The sequence below is a fragment of the Streptomyces sp. NBC_01591 genome (assembly GCF_035918155.1).
GTDB lineage: Bacteria > Actinomycetota > Actinomycetes > Streptomycetales > Streptomycetaceae > Streptomyces.
The window spans coordinates 1,717,387-1,736,141 of sequence record NZ_CP109327.1 but is presented as its reverse complement, the minus strand read 5'-3'; the positions used below and the strand labels follow the sequence as shown (position 1 = coordinate 1,736,141).

General features: G+C 70.7%; 18 protein-coding genes. 17 read left to right on the top strand and 1 reads right to left on the bottom strand.

Annotated features, from left to right (window positions below):
- The first annotated feature begins 131 nt into the window (after positions 1-131).
- The 7 genes from aroC (at position 132) to nusB (ending at position 6,600) form a co-directional block, all read left to right on the top strand.
- A complete protein-coding gene (gene aroC / locus OG978_RS08065) occupies positions 132-1,316 on the top strand; it encodes a chorismate synthase (protein ID WP_326764537.1) in 1,185 nt (394 codons plus the stop codon).
- A complete protein-coding gene (gene aroB / locus OG978_RS08060; RefSeq protein WP_326764536.1) occupies positions 1,313-2,959 on the top strand; it encodes a 3-dehydroquinate synthase in 1,647 nt (548 codons plus the stop codon). The genes aroC and aroB overlap by 4 nt, the downstream gene beginning before the upstream one ends.
- Positions 2,956-3,396 (top strand): type II 3-dehydroquinate dehydratase, encoded by a 441-nt coding sequence (aroQ, locus tag OG978_RS08055; protein WP_326764535.1) that lies wholly within the window; start codon positions 2,956-2,958, stop codon positions 3,394-3,396. The genes aroB and aroQ overlap by 4 nt, the downstream gene beginning before the upstream one ends.
- A 126-nt stretch (positions 3,397-3,522) precedes the next feature.
- The gene (locus tag OG978_RS08050) at positions 3,523-4,338 is read left to right on the top strand and encodes a Pro-rich N-terminal domain-containing protein (RefSeq protein WP_326764534.1); all 816 of its coding nucleotides are present in this window, start codon (positions 3,523-3,525) and stop codon (positions 4,336-4,338) included.
- A gap of 104 nt (positions 4,339-4,442) precedes the next feature.
- The gene (locus OG978_RS08045; RefSeq protein ID WP_326764533.1) at positions 4,443-5,549 is read left to right on the top strand and encodes an aminopeptidase P family protein; all 1,107 of its coding nucleotides are present in this window, start codon (positions 4,443-4,445) and stop codon (positions 5,547-5,549) included.
- 50 nt (positions 5,550-5,599) lie between these two features.
- The gene (gene efp / locus OG978_RS08040; RefSeq protein ID WP_266917247.1) at positions 5,600-6,166 is read left to right on the top strand and encodes an elongation factor P; all 567 of its coding nucleotides are present in this window, start codon (positions 5,600-5,602) and stop codon (positions 6,164-6,166) included.
- A 2-nt stretch (positions 6,167-6,168) separates the two neighbouring features.
- On the top strand, positions 6,169-6,600 hold the full coding sequence (gene nusB / locus OG978_RS08035) for a transcription antitermination factor NusB (protein WP_326764531.1): 432 nt from the start codon (positions 6,169-6,171) through the stop codon (positions 6,598-6,600).
- 208 nt (positions 6,601-6,808) lie between these two features.
- Here nusB and bldD read toward each other — a convergent pair whose 3' ends face one another.
- Positions 6,809-7,309 carry a transcriptional regulator BldD gene (bldD, locus tag OG978_RS08030; RefSeq protein WP_014044812.1) on the bottom strand — a complete coding sequence of 167 codons (501 nt, stop codon included), beginning with the start codon at positions 7,307-7,309 and terminating at the stop codon, positions 6,809-6,811.
- Between the two features lie 221 nt (positions 7,310-7,530).
- On the opposite strand from bldD, the gene pyrR reads away from it, so the two are divergent.
- From pyrR to gmk, 10 genes are all read left to right on the top strand, one after another.
- Positions 7,531-8,115, top strand: coding sequence for a bifunctional pyr operon transcriptional regulator/uracil phosphoribosyltransferase PyrR (pyrR, locus tag OG978_RS08025; RefSeq protein ID WP_326764530.1), 585 nt, complete (start codon positions 7,531-7,533; stop codon positions 8,113-8,115).
- A gap of 92 nt (positions 8,116-8,207) precedes the next feature.
- Positions 8,208-9,194: an aspartate carbamoyltransferase catalytic subunit gene (locus OG978_RS08020; protein ID WP_326769963.1), complete on the top strand. Its 987-nt coding sequence runs from the start codon at positions 8,208-8,210 to the stop codon at positions 9,192-9,194.
- Positions 9,195-9,196: 2 nt separating this feature from the next.
- On the top strand, positions 9,197-10,483 hold the full coding sequence (locus OG978_RS08015; protein WP_326764529.1) for a dihydroorotase: 1,287 nt from the start codon (positions 9,197-9,199) through the stop codon (positions 10,481-10,483).
- Positions 10,480-11,058 (top strand): PH-like domain-containing protein, encoded by a 579-nt coding sequence (locus OG978_RS08010; protein ID WP_326764528.1) that lies wholly within the window; start codon positions 10,480-10,482, stop codon positions 11,056-11,058. The genes OG978_RS08015 and OG978_RS08010 overlap by 4 nt, the downstream gene beginning before the upstream one ends.
- Positions 11,055-12,197, top strand: coding sequence for a glutamine-hydrolyzing carbamoyl-phosphate synthase small subunit (gene carA, locus OG978_RS08005; RefSeq protein WP_326764527.1), 1,143 nt, complete (start codon positions 11,055-11,057; stop codon positions 12,195-12,197). Before OG978_RS08010 ends, carA begins: the two co-directional genes overlap by 4 nt.
- The gene (gene carB / locus OG978_RS08000; RefSeq protein WP_326764526.1) at positions 12,190-15,498 is read left to right on the top strand and encodes a carbamoyl-phosphate synthase large subunit; all 3,309 of its coding nucleotides are present in this window, start codon (positions 12,190-12,192) and stop codon (positions 15,496-15,498) included. Before carA ends, carB begins: the two co-directional genes overlap by 8 nt.
- Before the next feature lie 56 nt (positions 15,499-15,554).
- A complete protein-coding gene (locus OG978_RS07995; RefSeq protein ID WP_326764525.1) occupies positions 15,555-16,664 on the top strand; it encodes a quinone-dependent dihydroorotate dehydrogenase in 1,110 nt (369 codons plus the stop codon).
- On the top strand, positions 16,661-17,500 hold the full coding sequence (gene pyrF / locus OG978_RS07990) for an orotidine-5'-phosphate decarboxylase (RefSeq protein WP_326764524.1): 840 nt from the start codon (positions 16,661-16,663) through the stop codon (positions 17,498-17,500). The genes OG978_RS07995 and pyrF overlap by 4 nt, the downstream gene beginning before the upstream one ends.
- Before the next feature lie 244 nt (positions 17,501-17,744).
- A complete protein-coding gene (locus OG978_RS07985) occupies positions 17,745-18,068 on the top strand; it encodes an integration host factor (protein WP_003970367.1) in 324 nt (107 codons plus the stop codon).
- 38 nt (positions 18,069-18,106) lie between these two features.
- Positions 18,107-18,724, top strand: coding sequence for a guanylate kinase (gene gmk / locus OG978_RS07980; protein ID WP_326764523.1), 618 nt, complete (start codon positions 18,107-18,109; stop codon positions 18,722-18,724).
- Positions 18,725-18,755: the final 31 nt, after the last annotated feature.

Here is an 18,755-nt window from a genome sequence, read left to right as displayed (position 1 = left end):
GGACTGTCCGTCCGTCTGCTGGACCGGCGGCCGGTTCGGGCGCCCGGTCGTGGGAGGATCAAAGGCGGCGGGCCAGGGCCGCGCACCCGGTCGCGCCGTTGCAGTTCCAGGCGCGAGCATGAGGAGCACCGTTGAGCAGGTTGCGCTGGCTGACCGCGGGGGAGTCGCACGGCCCCGCACTCGTGGCGACGCTGGAGGGTCTTCCCGCCGGCGTCCCGATCACCACGGAGATGGTGGCGGACGCACTCGCCCGGCGGCGGCTCGGTTATGGCCGCGGTGCGCGGATGAAGTTCGAGAAGGACGAGGTCACCTTCCTCGGCGGGGTGCGCCACGGTCTCACCATGGGCTCCCCGGTCGCCGTGATGGTGGGCAACACCGAGTGGCCCAAGTGGGAGCAGGTCATGTCGGCCGACCCGGTCGACCCCGACGAGCTGGCCGCGCTGGCCCGCAACGCCCCGCTGACCCGCCCGAGGCCCGGCCACGCCGACCTCGCGGGCATGCAGAAGTACGGCTTCGACGAGGCCCGGCCGATCCTGGAGCGCGCCAGCGCCCGGGAGACGGCGGCCCGCGTCGCGCTCGGTGCCGTCGCCCGGTCGTACCTCAAGGAGACCGCCGGCATCGAGATCGTCAGCCATGTCGTCGAGCTGGCCGCGGCCAAGGCGCCCTACGGCGTCTACCCGACGCCCGCCGATGTCGAGAAGCTCGACGCCGACCCGGTGCGCTGCCTGGACGCCGACGCGAGCAAGGAGATGGTCGCCGAGATCGACCAGGCCCACAAGGACGGCGACACCCTCGGTGGCGTCGTCGAGGTGCTGGCGTACGGGGTGCCCGTCGGCCTCGGCTCGCACGTCCACTGGGACCGCCGTCTCGACGCCCGGCTCGCCGCCGCCCTCATGGGCATCCAGGCCATCAAGGGGGTCGAGGTCGGCGACGGCTTCGACCTGGCCCGGGTCCCCGGCTCCAAGGCGCACGACGAGATCCTGGTCACCGAGGACGGCATCAAGCGCGCCTCCGGCCGCGCCGGCGGCACCGAGGGCGGTCTGACCACCGGCGAGCTGCTGCGGGTCCGTGCCGCGATGAAGCCCATCGCGACCGTGCCGCGCGCGCTCGCCACCGTCGACGTCGTCACCGGAGAGCCCGCCAAGGCCCACCACCAGCGCTCCGATGTCTGTGCCGTTCCGGCCGCGGGCATCGTCGCCGAGGCGATGGTCGCCCTGGTCCTGGCCGACGCCGTCGCGGAGAAGTTCGGCGGCGACAGCGTCACCGAGACCCACCGCAATGTGCAGTCGTACCTCGACCACCTCCAGATCCGATGAGCGGCCCGCTGATCGTCCTCGTCGGCCCGATGGGCGTCGGCAAGTCCACGGTCGGTGAGCTGCTCGCCGACCGGCTCGGCACCACCTACCGGGACACCGACGCGGACGTCGTGGCCACGGCCGGCAAGCCGATCCCGGAGATCTTCTACGACGAGGGCGAGGAGTACTTCCGCGAGCTGGAGCGACAGGCGGTGCACGCCGCGGTCGCCGAGCACACGGGCGTCCTCTCCCTCGGCGGCGGCGCCGTGCTCGACGGGACGACCCGCGCCCTGCTCGCCGACCACCCGGTCGTCTATCTCTCGATGGACGTGGAGGAGGCCGTCAGGCGGGTCGGGCTGAACACCGCGCGCCCGCTGCTCGCCGTCAACCCGCGTCGTCAGTGGCGCGAGCTGATGGACGCCCGCCGCCACCTGTACATCGAGGTGGCCCGGGCGACCGTCGCCACCGACGAGCGAACCCCCGAAGAGGTCGCCCAGGCGGTCCTCGACGCACTGGAACTGCCGGAGCGCACGGACGACCCCGTCACCCCCGGCCGGGAGAACACACGTATGACCGAGCAGGGCCTCACCCGTATCCCGATCGCAGGCAGCGCGGGCACCGACCCGTACGAGGTGCTGGTCGGCCGGCAGCTGCTGGGCGAACTGCCCGTGCTCATCGGCGACCGTGCCAAGCGCGTCGCGGTGCTGCACCCCGAGGCGCTCGCCGAGACCGGCGAGGCGGTCCGCCAGGACCTCGCCGAGCAGGGCTACGAGGCCATCGCGATCCAGCTGCCGAACGCCGAGGAGGCCAAGACCGTCGAGGTCGCGGCGTACTGCTGGAAGGCGCTCGGACAGACCGGCTTCACCCGCACCGACGTGATCGTCGGCGTCGGCGGCGGAGCCACCACCGACGTGGCCGGATTCGTCGCGGCGACCTGGCTGCGCGGGGTGCGCTGGATCGCCGTGCCCACGACCGTGCTCGCCATGGTCGACGCGGCCGTCGGCGGCAAGACCGGCATCAACACCGCCGAGGGCAAGAACCTCGTCGGCGCCTTCCACCCGCCGGCCGGGGTCCTCTGCGACCTCGCGGCGCTGGACTCGCTGCCCGTGAACGACTACGTCAGCGGCATGGCCGAGATCATCAAGGCCGGCTTCATCGCCGACCCGGCGATCCTCGACCTGGTCGAGGCGGACCCGGAGGGCGCCCGCAGGCCCACCGGACCGCACACCGCCGAGCTGATCGAACGGGCCATCCGGGTCAAGGCCGAGGTCGTCTCCAGCGACCTGAAGGAATCCGGACTGCGCGAGATCCTCAACTACGGCCACACCCTGGCCCACGCCATCGAGAAGAACGAACGCTACAAGTGGCGGCACGGCGCGGCCGTCTCGGTCGGCATGGTCTTCGCCGCCGAGCTGGGCCGGCTGGCCGGACGGCTCGACGACGCCACCGCCGACCGGCACCGCGCCGTCCTGGAGTCCGTCGGACTGCCGCTCACCTACCGCGGCGACCAGTGGCCCAAGCTGCTGGAGAACATGAAGGTCGACAAGAAGTCCCGCGGCGACCTGCTGCGCTTCATCGTCCTCGACGGCCTCGGCAAGCCCACCGTCCTGGAGGGCCCCGACCCGGCCGTGCTGCTGGCCGCCTACGGGGAGGTGTCGGCGTGACCCGCCGGGTGTTCGTCCTCAACGGCCCGAACCTCGGCCGTCTCGGCTCCCGCGAGCCGGATGTGTACGGTGCCACGTCCTACGCCGGACTCGTCGACACCTGCCAGGCGCTCGGCAAGGAGCTCGGCTTCGATGTCGACGTCCGTGAGACCAACGACGAGGGCGAGCTGATCCGCTGGCTCCACGAGGCCGCGGACGGTTCAATTCCGGTCGTTCTCAACCCGGGGGCCTTCACCCACTATTCGTACGGGATGCGGGATGCGGCGGCCCAGCGCACCGCCCCGCTGATCGAGGTGCACATCTCGAACCCGTACGCACGGGAGGAATTCCGCCACAACTCCGTGGTCGCGCCGGTGGCCACGGGGACCGTGGCCGGATTCGGCATCGGCTCCTATCGGCTCGCCCTGCGCGCCCTCGCGGACGAGCTGACCGACTGACCGACCGGATTCCCGGCCGACCGGGCACTGTGGCGCGTCCCCGACCGTTGTCTCTGCGGCGGCCGGGGACGGTACGGTTGCCGTTCCACCAGCGCCAGTTGCCTGTACGAGACGGAGTGGCACCGGATGCAGCACGCAGTGGGGGCCCCGCTGCCGCCGCCCCAAGGCCCCGGAAGCGGACCTGTCGGCTGGATGCACCAGGCCCAGCACCCCGGTCCGCCGGGGCCGCCGCCGCCCACCACCCCTCCCACGACCAGTGGGTGGAGCGGGCCGGCCCCGCACCATGCCCCGGGTCCTCCCGCCAGGGAGACCACGGGACACGTCCAGCTGCCGCCCGGCGGCCCCGTCCCGCTGCCCGCACCACCCGCCGAGCCCGGCACGGGCAGCGCGACCCTCGCCGTCCTCCTGATCGGCCCCGCGGGCGCCGGCAAGACCACCGTGGCCAAGCTCTGGGCCAGCCGCCGCCGGGTGCCCACCGCCCACGTCAGCCTCGACGACGTCCGTGAATGGGTCTGCTCCGGTTTCGCCGACCCGCAGGCCGGGTGGAACGACCACTCCGAGGCCCAGTACCGCCTGGCCCGTCGCACCTGCGGCTTCGCCGCCCGTAACTTCCTCGCCAACGGCATCTCCTGCATCCTCGACGACGCCGTCTTCCCCGACCGGCCGGTCGTCGGCCTCGGCGGCTGGAAGCGCCATGTCGGCCCCGGACTCCTGCCCGTCGTCCTGCTGCCCGGCCTGGAGATCGTGCTGGAGCGCAACGCCGCCCGCAGCGGCAACCGCCGCCTCTCGGACGAGGAGGTCGCCAGGATCCACGGCAGGATGGCCGGCTGGTACGGCTCCGGGCTGCCGATCATCGACAACTCGACGTACGACGTGGAGACCACCGCCCGCGTCCTGGACGACATACTCGCCCGCTCCATAGCCAGCCCGCCGACCTGGTGAACCATCACCTGGCGGGCGCCCGGCCCGGCGATCCGGCCGGCGGTCGCCCCCCGGTCGGATGCGCTGACCGAGCAGGCCCGGGCCACCACTCGTAGGCTCGTGACATGTCAGAGGTGTACGCCGTCCGCCGCGGGCTGCTTCGCGACCGGTGCGCCGCCGTCGGATCCGCGGCCGCTCTGGTCTCCCGCCCCGCCAACGTCCGCTATCTCGCGGGCGGGGCGCCCCCGGGCGCCGTGCTGCTGCTCGGGCCCGGCGGGGACGTCCTGCTCTCCCCCCGCGCCCCGAGCGGCGATCCCGCCGACGGGCGCACCGACGATCAGCTGCGGGTTTCCCTGCTGCCGGCCTCCGACGGCGATCCGGTGGTCGCGGCCGCCGATCTGGCCGGCTCCTCGGGCGCGGAGTCCCTGGCCGTCGAGGAGCACCATCTGACGGTCTCCCGCCACCGGGCCATGGGCTCGGTCGCCCCGCGGCTCAGGCTGGCCGATCTCGGTGCCACCGTCGAACAGCTGCGGGTGGTCAAGGACGAGGAGGAGATCGCCTGCCTGCGGATCGCCGCCGAGATCACCGACCAGGCCCTGGGCGAACTCCTCGAATCCATCCTGGTGGGCCGCACCGAACGGCACCTCGCCCTGGAGCTGGAGCGCCGCCTGGTGGACCACGGCGCCGACGGCCCCGCCTTCGCCACCTCCGTCGCCACCGGCCCGAACTCCGGCCAGGGCCGCCACCGCCCCTCGGACCGCCGGGTGGAGGAGGGAGATTTCCTCTCCGTCTGCCTGGGCGCGAACTATCGCGGCTACCGTTGCGAGATCGGCCGCACGTTCGTCATCGGGACCACGCCGGCCGACTGGCAGATCGAGCTCTACGACCTCGTCTTCGCCGCTCAGCGGGCCGGGCGCGAGGCCCTCGTCCCCGGCGCCGCCTACCGCGACGTGGACCGCGCGGCCCGGTATCTCCTGGACTCCGCGGGGCACGGCGGGGGCCTGGCACCCTGGACCGGGCACGGGGTGGGACTCGAAATCGACGAGGACCCGCAGTTGGCACCTGCGGCCATGGGTAAACTGGACGCTTGTGTGCCGGTCACCGTCGAACCGGGGGTCCACCTCCCGGGCCGGGGCGGGGTCCGGATCGATGACACGCTCGTCGTGCGCCCCGAGGCGGACGGCGGACCCGAGCTACTCACCATTACGACCAAGGAGCTGCTCGCGCTCTAGCGCGCATCCTCGGTCGTTCCACCAGCTTCAGTCCAGGAGATTCCGCAACCGTGGCTTCCACGAACGACCTCAAGAACGGCCTGGTGCTCAAGCTCGACGGAGGCCAGCTCTGGTCCGTCGTCGAGTTCCAGCACGTCAAGCCCGGCAAGGGCCCGGCCTTCGTGCGCACCAAGCTCAAGAACGTGCTCTCCGGCAAGGTCGTCGACAAGACGTTCAACGCCGGCGTGAAGGTCGAAACGGCCACCATCGACCGTCGCGACATGCAGTTCTCGTACATGGACGGCGAGTACTTCGTCTTCATGGACATGGACACCTACGACCAGCTCATGGTCGACCGCAAGGCCGTCGGCAGCGCCGCCAACTTCCTGATCGAGGGCTTCACCGCCTCCGTCGCCCAGCACGAGGGCGAGGTGCTCTACGTCGAGCTGCCCGCCGCCGTCGAGCTGACCGTCAAGCACACCGACCCGGGCGTCCAGGGCGACCGCTCCACCGGTGGCACCAAGCCCGCCACGCTGGAGACCGACTACGAGATCGGCGTCCCGCTCTTCATCACCACCGGTGAGAAGATCAAGGTCGACACTCGCACGGGCGACTACCTCGGCCGGGTGAACAGCTAACCGTGGCTGCTCGGAACACGGCCCGCAAGCGTGCCTTCCAGATCCTTTTCGAGGCCGACCAGCGCGGTGAGTCCGTGCAGACGGTCCTCGCGGACTGGGTGCGGCACTCGCGGACCGACAGCCGTCAGCCGCCGGTCACCGAGTACACGATGGAGCTCGTCGAGGGGTACGCGCAGTACGCGGACCGGATCGACGACCTCATCGTGACCTACGCGGTGGACTGGGAGATCGACCGCATGCCGGTCGTCGACCGGAACATCCTGCGGCTCGGTGCCTACGAGCTGATCTGGGTGGACGGCACCCCGGACGCGGTGGTGATCGACGAGGCGGTCCAGCTCGCCAAGGAGTTCTCCACCGACGACTCCCCGTCCTTCGTGAACGGGCTGCTGGCCCGCTTCAAGGACCTCAAGCCGAACCTCCGCCGGGAGCAGTAGCTCCGGCGGCGTTCAGCCAACGAAGGGCCCACGGTCGGGTGACCGTGGGCCCTTCGGCGTGTGTCGGACCGTCGCGCGGGGATCGTCGTGCATGAGCCGTCACGCACGACAAACGCACGAGCCGTCACGCACGAAAAAGCCGTGCCGGAGCGGGCACCCGAAGGGGTGAACCCGCACCGACACGGCGGCACGTTTCTTCAGAGGGGCGTCAGCCCTCTTCGTGGGCCACGGCGCGACGCGCGTCCGCGTCCAGCACGCCCCAGCTGATCAGCTGCTCCGTGAGCACGGACGGCGACTGGTCGTAGATCACGGCCAGTGTGCGCAGGTCGTCCTGGCGGATCGAGAGCACCTTGCCGTTGTAATCACCGCGCTGGCTCTGGATCGTCGCCGCGTAGCGCTGCAGCGGACCGGCCTTCTCCGGCGGGACGTGGGCGAGACGCTCCAGGTCCAGGACGAGCTTCGGCGGCGGCTCGGCGGCACCGCCGGGCGTCGTACCGGGCAGGAGCTCCTGCACCGGGACCCCGTAGAAGTCCGCGAGCTCAGCGAGGCGCTGCACGGTCACGGCACGGTCGCCGCGCTCGTACGAACCGACCACGACGGCCTTCCAGCGGCCCTGGGACTTCTCCTCCACGCCATGGAGGGAGAGACCCTGCTGGGTGCGGATGGCACGGAGTTTGGCCCCGAGCTGTTTTGCGTATTCGCTGGACATAAGGCTCCCCGGACGCTGGGACATTTCGCGGCTCCGCCGCGTTGCTGGTAACTCACTGTGAGGTTACGCAGCGTTACTTGGATGCGTCAAGCCGAATGGTCCGGACCGCCACCTCCCGGGGGTGTGAGCAGGGGCCGGTGCAAGCCCTGGTATCGTGGATGACGCAATTTCGACGTCCTTTAACGTCCGTCCCGTGAGGCGGAGAAGGAGGTCCGTTTCTTATGGACGCACAGCACGAAGCCACCGGCAATGCGGCACGCCCCGTTCTGGAGGCTCCCGACATCGCCCGGGTACTGACCCGGATCGCCCACGAGATCGTCGAGCGCGCCAAGGGCGCCGACGACGTGGTGCTCCTCGGCATCCCGACGCGGGGCGTATTCCTCGCCCGCCGTCTGGCCGGAAAACTCGAAGAGATCACCGGCGGGAAGATGCCGGTCGGCTCCCTCGACATCACCATGTACCGCGACGACCTGCGGCTGCGCCCGACGCGCGCCCTGGCCCGCACCGAGATCCCCGGCGAGGGCATCGAGGGCCGCCTGGTCGTACTCGTCGACGACGTCCTCTTCTCGGGGCGCACGATCCGTGCCGCGCTCGACGCCCTGGGCGACATCGGCCGGCCCCGTGCGGTGCAGCTCGCGGTCCTCGTCGACCGCGGTCACCGCGAACTCCCGATCCGTGCCGACTACGTCGGCAAGAACCTCCCCACGTCGCTGCGGGAGACGGTCAAGGTCCAGCTCGCCGAGGAGGACGGCCGGGACGCCGTGCTGCTCGGTGTCGAGCCGACCGCCCCGGCGGGCGAGCAGTAGCCGCACCACACCCGTACGGCCAGCACGAGCCCGTCCGGCTGCTTCCGCACGCCCGCATGCCTGAACCCTCCAGCCACCCGGAGAACACCCAGATGAAGCGCCACCTCATCTCGGCCGCCGATCTCACCCGCGACGACGCCGTCCTGATCCTCGACACCGCCGAGGAGATGGCCAGGGTCGCGGACCGGCCGATCAAGAAGCTCCCGACCCTGCGCGGCCGTACCGTCGTCAACCTCTTCTTCGAGGACTCGACGCGTACCCGCATCTCCTTCGAGGCCGCCGCCAAGCGCCTGTCCGCCGACGTCATCAACTTCTCCGCGAAGGGCTCGTCCGTCTCCAAGGGCGAGTCGCTCAAGGACACCGCACTGACCCTGGAGGCGATGGGCGCCGACGCCGTCGTCATCCGGCACGGCGCCTCCGGGGCCCCGTACCGCCTCGCCACCTCCGGCTGGATCGACGGCGCCGTCGTCAACGCCGGTGACGGCACCCACGAGCACCCCACCCAGGCTCTCCTGGACGCCTTCACGATGCGCCGCCGCCTGGTCGGGGCCGACAGCGGTCTCGGCCGGGACCTCGAAGGCCGCCGGATCACCATCGTCGGCGACATCCTGCACAGCCGGGTGGCCCGCTCCAACGTCCACCTGCTGACCACGCTCGGCGCCCACGTCACCCTGGTGGCCCCGCCGACCCTCGTCCCGGTCGGCGTCGAGCAGTGGCCCTGCGACATCAGCTACAGCCTCGACGAGGTGCTGCCGAAGTCCGACGCGGTGATGATGCTGCGTGTGCAGCGTGAACGGATGAACGCCGCGTACTTCCCGACCGAGCGCGAGTACTCCCGCCGCTACGGCCTGGACGCCGACCGCATGGCGCGGATGCCCGAGCAGGCCATCGTCATGCACCCCGGCCCGATGGTACGCGGCATGGAGATCACCGCCGAGGTCGCCGACTCCGACCGCTGCACGGTCGTCGAGCAGGTCGCCAACGGCGTCTCGATCCGCATGGCCGTCCTGTACCTGCTGCTGGGCGGGTACGAATCCGCCGCCCCGGCCACCCCGTCCCGTACCGAGGAGAACAAGTAGTCATGAGCAAGATCCTTATCCGCGGCGCGAAGGTCCTCGGCGGCGAACCCCAGGACGTCCTGATCGACGGCGAGACCATCGCAGAGGTCGGCACGGGCATCGAGGCCGGTGACGCGACCGTCGTCGAGGCCGGGGGCCAGATCCTGCTGCCCGGCCTGGTCGACCTCCACACCCACCTGCGCGAGCCCGGCCGCGAGGACTCCGAGACCGTCCTCACCGGGACGAAGGCCGCTGCCGTCGGCGGCTTCACCGCCGTGCACGCCATGGCCAACACCTTCCCGGTGGCCGACACCGCCGGTGTCGTCGAGCAGGTCTGGCGGCTCGGCAAGGAGTCCGGCTACTGCGACGTGCAGCCGATCGGCGCCGTCACCGTCGGCCTGGAGGGCAAGAAGCTCGCCGAGCTCGGCGCCATGCACGACTCGGCCGCCGGAGTGAAGGTCTTCTCCGACGACGGCAAGTGCGTCGACGACGCGGTGATCATGCGCCGCGCGCTGGAGTACGTGAAGGCCTTCGACGGCGTCGTCGCCCAGCACGCCCAGGAGCCCCGCCTCACCGAGGGCGCCCAGATGAACGAGGGCGTAGTCTCCGCCGAACTCGGTCTCGGCGGCTGGCCCGCCGTCGCCGAGGAGTCGATCATCGCCCGCGACGTCCTGCTCGCCGCCCACGTCGGCTCCCGGGTGCACATCTGCCACCTGTCGACCGCCGGCTCCGTCGAGATCGTCCGCTGGGCCAAGTCCAAGGGCTGGAACGTCACCGCCGAGGTCACCCCGCACCACCTGCTCCTCACCGACGAGCTCGTGCGGTCCTACAACCCGGTCTACAAGGTGAACCCGCCGCTGCGCACCGAGGCCGACGTCATGGCCCTGCGCGAGGCGCTCGCCGACGGCACCATCGACTGCGTCGCCACCGACCACGCCCCGCACCCGCACGAGGACAAGGACTGCGAGTGGGCCGCCGCCGCCATGGGCATGGTGGGCCTGGAGACCGCGCTCTCCGTGGTCCAGCAGACGATGGTCGACACCGGCCTGATCGACTGGGCGGGTGTCGCCGACCGGATGTCGTTCCGCCCGGCCGCGATCGGACGGCTCGACGGACACGGCCGGCCCGTCTCGGCCGGTGAACCCGCCAACCTCACCCTGGTCGATCCGGCTTACCGTGGTGTCGTGGACCCCGCGGGCTTCGCCTCCCGCAGCCGCAACACTCCCTACGAGGGGCGCGAGCTGCCGGGCCGAGTCACTCACACCTTCCTGCGGGGCCGTGCAACGGTCGTCGACGGGAAGCTCGCGTGACATCACTCACCCCTCTGTACCAGCTCGCCGCCGACCGGAAGTCGGCCGAGGTGACCGACTGGTCGGCCCGGATCAGCTGGGTCATCGGACTGATCGTGCTCATCGCCTTCGTCTACTGGCTGATGCGCCAGGGATGGAAGTGGCGGGGCAGCCTCCAGTCCGGCCTGCCGGAGCTCGGCTCCACCCCCGAAGGGTTCGCGGACGGCGAGAAGCTGCTCACGCTGACCGGCCGGTACCACGCCTCGACCACCGCCGGGCAGTGGCTCGACCGGATCGTCGCCCACGGCCTCGGCACCCGCAGCCGCGTCGAGCTCACCCTGACCGATCAGGGCCTCGACGTCGTACGCCCCGGCGCGGCCGACTTCTTCGTGCCGGCCGCCGCACTGCGTGAGGCCCGGCTCGACAAGGGCATCGCCGGCAAGGTCCTCCCCGAGGGCGGCCTGCTGATCATCACCTGGGCGCACGGCGACAAGCTGATCGACTCCGGCTTCCGCTCCGACCGCTCGGCCGAGCACCCGGCCTGGGTCGAGGCCATCGACCAACTCACCAGAACTACGGAAGGCACCGCACGATGACGATCTCCACCCGGGGAGCCGCCAAAGCTCCCGCCGTACTCGTCCTGGAGGACGGCCGCGCCTTCCGCGGCCGCGCCTACGGGGCCGTGGGGGAGACCTTCGGCGAGGCGGTTTTCTCCACCGGCATGACCGGCTACCAGGAGACGCTGACCGACCCCTCGTACCACCGCCAGGTCGTCGTGATGACCGCCCCGCACGTCGGGAACACCGGTGTGAACGACGAGGACCCCGAGTCCGGACGGATCTGGGTCTCCGGCTACGTCGTCCGCGACCCCGCCCGGGTGCCCTCCAACTGGCGCTCGCAGCGCTCGCTCGACGAGGAACTGGAGCGCCAGGGCGTCGTCGGCATCAGCGGCATCGACACCCGCGCGCTCACCCGCCACCTGCGCGAGCGCGGCGCCATGCGCGTCGGCATCTTCTCCGGTGACGCCGTCGCCGACGAGACCACGCTGCTGGCCCGCGTCCAGCAGGCCCCCGAGATGGTGGGCGCCGACCTCTCCGCCGAAGTCGCCACCAAGGAGACGTACGTCGTCCCCGCGATCGGCACCAAGAAGTTCACCGTCGCCGCGATCGACCTCGGCATCAAGGGCATGACCCCGCACCGGATGGCCGAGCGCGGCATCGAGGTGCACGTGCTGCCCGCCACCGCCACCCTGGAAGACGTGTACGCGGTGCAGCCGGACGGCGTCTTCTTCTCCAACGGCCCCGGCGACCCGGCCACCGCCGACCACCCGGTCTCCGTCATGCGAGGCGTCCTGGAGCGGAAGACCCCGCTCTTCGGTATCTGCTTCGGCAACCAGATCCTGGGCCGCTCCCTCGGCTTCGGCACCTACAAGCTGAAGTACGGCCACCGCGGCATCAACCAGCCCGTGCAGGACCGTACGACCGGCAAGGTCGAGGTCACCGCGCACAACCACGGCTTCGCCGTCGACGCCCCGCTCGACAAGGTGTCCGACACCGAGTTCGGCCGCGCCGAGGTCTCCCACGTCTGCCTGAACGACCAGGTCGTCGAGGGGCTCCAGCTTCTCGACCAGCCGGCTTTCAGCGTCCAGTACCACCCCGAAGCAGCCGCGGGCCCGCACGACGCCGCGTACCTCTTCGACCGCTTCGTTTCCCTGATGGAGGGCCAGCGTGCCTAAGCGCTCCGATATCCAGTCCGTCCTGGTCATCGGCTCCGGCCCGATCGTCATCGGCCAGGCCGCCGAGTTCGACTACTCCGGAACCCAGGCCTGCCGCGTACTCAAGGCCGAGGGCCTGCGCGTCATCCTGGTGAACTCCAACCCGGCGACGATCATGACCGACCCGGAGATCGCCGACGCCACGTACGTCGAGCCGATCACCCCCGAGTTCGTCGAGAAGATCATCGCCAAGGAGCGCCCCGACGCGCTGCTCCCCACCCTGGGCGGCCAGACCGCGCTCAACACCGCGATCTCCATGCACGAGAACGGTGTCCTGGAGAAGTACGGCGTCGAGCTCATCGGCGCCAACGTCGAGGCCATCAACAAGGGTGAGGACCGCGACCTCTTCAAGGGCGTCGTCGAGGCCGTCAACGCCAAGATCGGCCACGGCGAGTCCGCCCGCTCGGTCATCTGCCACTCCATGGACGACGTCCTCGCGGGCGTCGAGACGCTCGGCGGCTACCCCGTCGTCGTCCGCCCCTCCTTCACCATGGGCGGCGCCGGCTCCGGCTTCGCGCACGACGAGGACGAGCTGCGCCGTATCGCCGGACAGGGCCTCACGCTCTCGCCGACCACCGAGGTGCTCCTGGAGGAGTCCATCCTCGGCTGGAAGGAGTACGAGCTGGAGCTGATGCGCGACAAGCACGACAACGTCGTGGTCGTCTGCTCCATCGAGAACTTCGATCCGATGGGCGTCCATACGGGTGACTCGATCACCGTCGCCCCGGCGATGACGCTCACCGACCGCGAGTACCAGCGGCTGCGCGACATCGGCATCGCGATCATCCGCGAGGTCGGTGTCGACACCGGCGGCTGCAACATCCAGTTCGCCATCGACCCGACCGACGGCCGGGTCATCGTGATCGAGATGAACCCGCGCGTCTCCCGCTCCTCGGCGCTCGCCTCGAAGGCCACCGGCTTCCCGATCGCCAAGATCGCCGCCAAGCTGGCCGTCGGCTACACGCTCGACGAGATCCCCAACGACATCACCGAGAAGACCCCGGCCTCCTTCGAGCCGACCCTCGACTACGTCGTCGTCAAGGCCCCGCGGTTCGCCTTCGAGAAGTTCCCCTCCGCCGACTCCAGCCTCACCACCACCATGAAGTCGGTGGGCGAGGCCATGGCGATCGGCCGGAACTTCACCGAGGCGCTCCAGAAGGCACTCCGTTCGCTGGAGAAGAAGGGCTCGCAGTTCACCTTCGTCGGCGAGCCCGGCGACAAGGCGGAGCTGCTGGCCGAGGCGGTCCGCCCGACCGACGGCCGGATCAACACCGTCATGCAGGCGATCCGGGCCGGCGCCACCCAGGAAGAGGTCTTCGACGCCACGAAGATCGACCCCTGGTTCGTCGACCAGCTCTTCCTGATCAAGGAGATCGCCGACGAGCTCGCCGCCGCCGACGAGCTGGGCCCCGAGCTGCTCGCCGAAGCCAAGCGGCACGGCTTCTCCGACGCCCAGATCGCCGCGATCCGCAGCCTGCGCGAGGACGTCGTGCGCGAGGTGCGGCACGCGCTGGGCATCCGCCCGGTCTACAAGACGGTCGACACCTGCGCCGCCGAGTTCGCCGCGAAGACGCCGTACTTCTACTCCTCCTACGACGAGGAGAGCGAGGTCGCGTCCCGCACCAAGCCCGCGGTGATCATCCTCGGCTCCGGCCCCAACCGCATCGGCCAGGGCATCGAGTTCGACTACTCCTGCGTCCACGCCTCCTTCGCGCTGAGCGACGCGGGCTACGAGACCGTGATGGTCAACTGCAACCCGGAGACCGTCTCCACCGACTACGACACCTCCGACCGCCTGTACTTCGAGCCGCTGACGCTGGAGGACGTGCTGGAGATCGTGCACGCGGAGACCCTCGCCGGACCGGTCGCCGGTGTCATCGTCCAGCTCGGCGGCCAGACCCCGCTGGGCCTGTCGCAGGCGCTCAAGGACAACGGCGTACCGGTCGTCGGCACGTCCCCGGAGGCCATCCACGCCGCCGAGGACCGCGGCGCCTTCGGCCGCGTCCTGGCCGAGGCCGGGCTCCCGGCCCCGAAGCACGGCACGGCCACCACCTTCGACGAGGCCAAGGCCATCGCCGACGAGATCGGCTACCCCGTCCTCGTACGCCCCAGCTACGTGCTCGGCGGCCGCGGCATGGAGATCGTGTACGACGAGGTGCGCCTCTCCTCGTACATCGCCGAGTCCACCGAGATCAGCCCCACCCGGCCGGTCCTGGTCGACCGCTTCCTCGACGACGCCATCGAGATCGACGTCGACGCGCTCTACGACGGCACCGAGCTCTACCTCGGCGGCGTCATGGAGCACATCGAGGAGGCCGGCATCCACTCCGGCGACTCCGCCTGCGCGCTGCCCCCGATCACGCTCGGCGGCTACGACATCAAGCGGCTGCGGGCCTCCACCGAGGGCATCGCCAAGGGCGTCGGCGTACGCGGACTGATCAACATCCAGTTCGCGCTCTCCGGCGACATCCTCTACGTCCTGGAGGCCAACCCGCGCGCCTCGCGCACCGTCCCCTTCACCTCGAAGGCGACCGCGGTCCCGCTCGCCAAGGCCGCCGCCCGCATCTCGCTGGGCGCGACCATCGCCGAGCTGCGCGCGGAGGGTCTGCTCCCGGCCAACGGCGACGGCGGCACCCTGCCGCTGGACGCGCCGATCTCCGTCAAGGAGGCCGTCATGCCGTGGTCGCGCTTCCGCGACATCCACGGCCGCGGCGTCGACACCGTCCTCGGCCCGGAGATGCGCTCCACCGGTGAGGTCATGGGCATCGACTCGGTCTTCGGCACGGCGTACGCCAAGTCGCAGGCCGGCGCCTACGGTCCGCTGCCGACCAAGGGCCGCGCCTTCATCTCGGTCGCCAACCGCGACAAGCGCTCGATGATCTTCCCGGCGCGCGAACTCGTCGCCCACGGCTTCGAACTGCTCGCCACCTCCGGCACCGCCGAGGTCCTCAAGCGCAACGGCATCAACGCCACGATCGTGCGCAAGCAGTCCGAGGGCGTGGGCCCGCAGGGCGAGCGGACCATCGTCCAGCTGATCCACGACGGCGAGGTCGACCTCATCGTCAACACGCCGTACGGAACGGGCGGCCGCCTCGACGGCTACGAGATCCGTACCGCGGCCGTGGCCCGGTCCGTGCCGTGCCTGACGACGGTCCAGGCGCTCGCCGCCGCCGTCCAGGGCATCGACGCACTCACCCACGGAGACGTCGGCGTCAGGTCCCTCCAGGAACACGCCGAACAACTGACCGCGGCCCGCGACTAGCAGAACGGCAGGGGGACACCGGAAACGGTGTCCCCCTCTCTGTGAGGACACTCCCGATGTACAAGTTCTTCTTCCGCCTGGTCTTCAAGCGGATGGACCCGGAACAGGCCCACCACCTGGCCTTCCGATGGATCCGCCTCGCCGCCCGCACCCCCGTGCTGCGCACCTTCGTCGCCGCCGCGCTCGCCCCCCGGTACGAGGAGCTGCGCACCGAGGCCCTCGGCCTGCGGATGCACGGCCCCTTCGGCCTCGCCGCCGGTTTCGACAAGAACGCCATCGCCATCGACGGCATGTCGATGCTCGGCTTCGACCACATCGAGATCGGTACGGTCACCGGCGAACCGCAGCCCGGCAACCCCAAGAAGCGCCTCTTCCGCCTCGTAGCGGACCGCGCGCTGATCAACCGCATGGGCTTCAACAACGAGGGCTCGGCCGCCGTCGCCGCCCGCCTCGCCGCCCGCAGGCCGGTCTTCCGGACCACGGTCGGCGTCAACATCGGCAAGACGAAGGTCGTGCCGGAGTCCGAAGCAGTCGGCGACTACGTGAAGTCCACCGAGCGCCTCGCCGCCCACGCCGACTACCTCGTCGTGAACGTCTCCTCGCCCAACACCCCGGGGCTGCGCAACCTCCAGGCCACCGAGGCGCTGCGGCCCCTGCTCAGCGCCGTGCGCGAGGCGGCCGACCGGACCGTCACCGAGCGGCGGGTCCCGCTGCTCGTCAAGATCGCCCCGGACCTCGCGGACGAGGACGTCGACGCGGTCGCCGATCTCGCGGTCGAGCTGGGCCTGGACGGCATCATCGCCACCAACACCACCATCGCCCGCGACGGCCTCGGCCTGAAGTCCTCGCCGTCCCTGACCGCGGAGACCGGCGGGCTCTCCGGCGCGCCCCTCAAGGAACGCTCCCTGGAGGTGCTGAGCCGCCTCTACGCGCGCGTGGGCGACCGGATCACCCTGGTCGGTGTCGGGGGCGTCGAGAACGCCGAGGACGCCTGGCAGCGCATCCTCGCCGGCGCCACGCTCGTCCAGGGCTACAGCGCCTTCATCTACGAGGGCCCGTTCTACGCCCGGGCGATCCACAAGGGCCTGGCCGCGCGCCTGGCCGCCTCCCCGTACGCCACCCTTGCCGAGGCCGTCGGCGCAGAGACCAGGAAGGCCACCGTATGAGCCCCGAACCGTTCGGCGCGCGCCTGCGCCGCGCCATGGACACCCGCGGGCCGCTGTGCGTCGGCATCGACCCGCACGCCTCGCTGCTCACCGCCTGGGGCCTGAACGACGACGTCACCGGGCTCGAACGCTTCACGCGCACCGTCGTCGAGGCACTGGCGGACCGGGTCGCCGTGCTCAAGCCGCAGTCCGCGTTCTTCGAGCGCTTCGGCTCGCGCGGCATCGCCGTCCTGGAGAAGGCGGTCGAGGAGGCGCGGGCGGCCGGCGCGCTCGTGCTGATGGACGCCAAGCGCGGCGACATCGGCTCCACCATGGGCGCCTACGCGGCGACCTACCTGGAGAAGGACTCGCCGCTGTTCTCGGACGCGGTCACCGTCTCGCCGTACCTCGGCTTCGGCTCGCTGCGCCCGGCGCTCGACGCGGCGGTCCTCTCCGGCGCGGGTGTCTTCGTGCTCGCTCTCACCTCCAACCCGGAGGGCGCCGAGGTGCAGCGTGCCACCGCCGCCGACGGCCGCTCGCTGGCCCAGCTCATGCTCGACCACATGGCCGCCGAGAACGAGGGGATGACCCCGCTCGGCTCCGTCGGCGCGGTGGTCGGAGCCACGCTCGGGGACGCGGGGGTGAACCTGGCGATCAACGGCCCGCTGCTCGCTCCCGGGATCGGCGCGCAGGGTGCGACGCCCGCGGATCTGCCCGGCGTGTTCGGCGCCTCGGTGGGCAATGTGGTGCCCAGCGTGAGCCGCGGCGTGCTGAGCCAGGGGCCGGATGTGGCAGGGCTGCGCGAGGCCGCCGAACGGCTCACGGACGAGATCCGGGCAGCCGTGGCGGATAGCTGACCATGCCACGTAACAGGGCGTTGACTCTTTCCTGACCAAAAAACTCGGTTGTTATGCCGGAAATGTCCCGGTCGGCCAAGGCTGACCAGGACTTTTCGCTGGTTCTCGCTGACTCCGGCGGCCTTGGCCGCTAGTCTCCGTCGAGAGCCGACGTACACAAGTTGTCCGTCGCTCACCTGGTGTGGAGCGTTCAGCTTCCTCACCGGTCCGTATCCGACAGATCGACATCCGAGGTGACGTAGGCGTGGCTCTTCCGCCCCTTACCCCTGAACAGCGCGCAGCCGCGCTCGAAAAGGCCGCCGCGGCTCGCCGGGAGCGGGCCGAGGTCAAGAATCGACTCAAGCACTCCGGCGCCTCCCTCCACGAGGTCATCAAGCAGGGCCAGGAGAACGACGTCATCGGTAAGATGAAGGTCTCCGCCCTTCTGGAGTCCCTGCCGGGCGTGGGCAAGGTCCGCGCCAAGCAGATCATGGAGCGGCTCGGCATCTCCGAGAGCCGCCGGGTCCGGGGTCTCGGCTCCAACCAGATCGCATCCCTGGAGCGTGAGTTCGGCGGCAGCCCCGCCTGAGGTTCTCAGGCACTCCTGAGAACCTGGATAATCGCTCCATGGCTGCAACATCCCGGGGGACGTCCCCCGTACCCCCGGACGTACGTCCGCGGCTGACCGTGCTCTCCGGCCCCTCCGGGGTCGGCAAGAGCACGGTCGTCGCTCATATGCGCAAGGTTCACCCCGAGGTCTGGCTCTCGGTGTCGGCGACGACCCGCAAGCCGCGCCCCGGCGAGCGCAACGGTGTTCACTACTTCTTCGTGGACAACGAGGAGTTCGACAAGCTGATCGCCAACGGCGAGCTGCTGGAGTGGGCCGAGTTCGCGGGCAACCGCTACGGCACGCCCCGCCGCGCCGTGCTCGACCGCCTGGAGGCGGGCGAGCCGGTGCTGCTGGAGATCGATCTCCAGGGTGCCCGGCTGGTCCGGCAGTCGATGTCGGACGCACAGCTGGTCTTCCTGGCCCCGCCGAGCTGGGAGGAACTGGTCCGCCGGCTCACCGGCCGCGGGACCGAGGCGCCCGAGGTGATCGATCGCCGGCTTGCCGCCGCCAAGATCGAACTGGCCGCCGAGTCCGAGTTCGACACGACGCTGGTCAACACCTCCGTCGAGGACGTGGCCCGTGAGCTGCTAGCCTTGATGCTGGAGGCTTCCGGCCACCGTGCCGACAGCGACTGACGAAGTCGGTACGCACGCCACCGCGGAACTC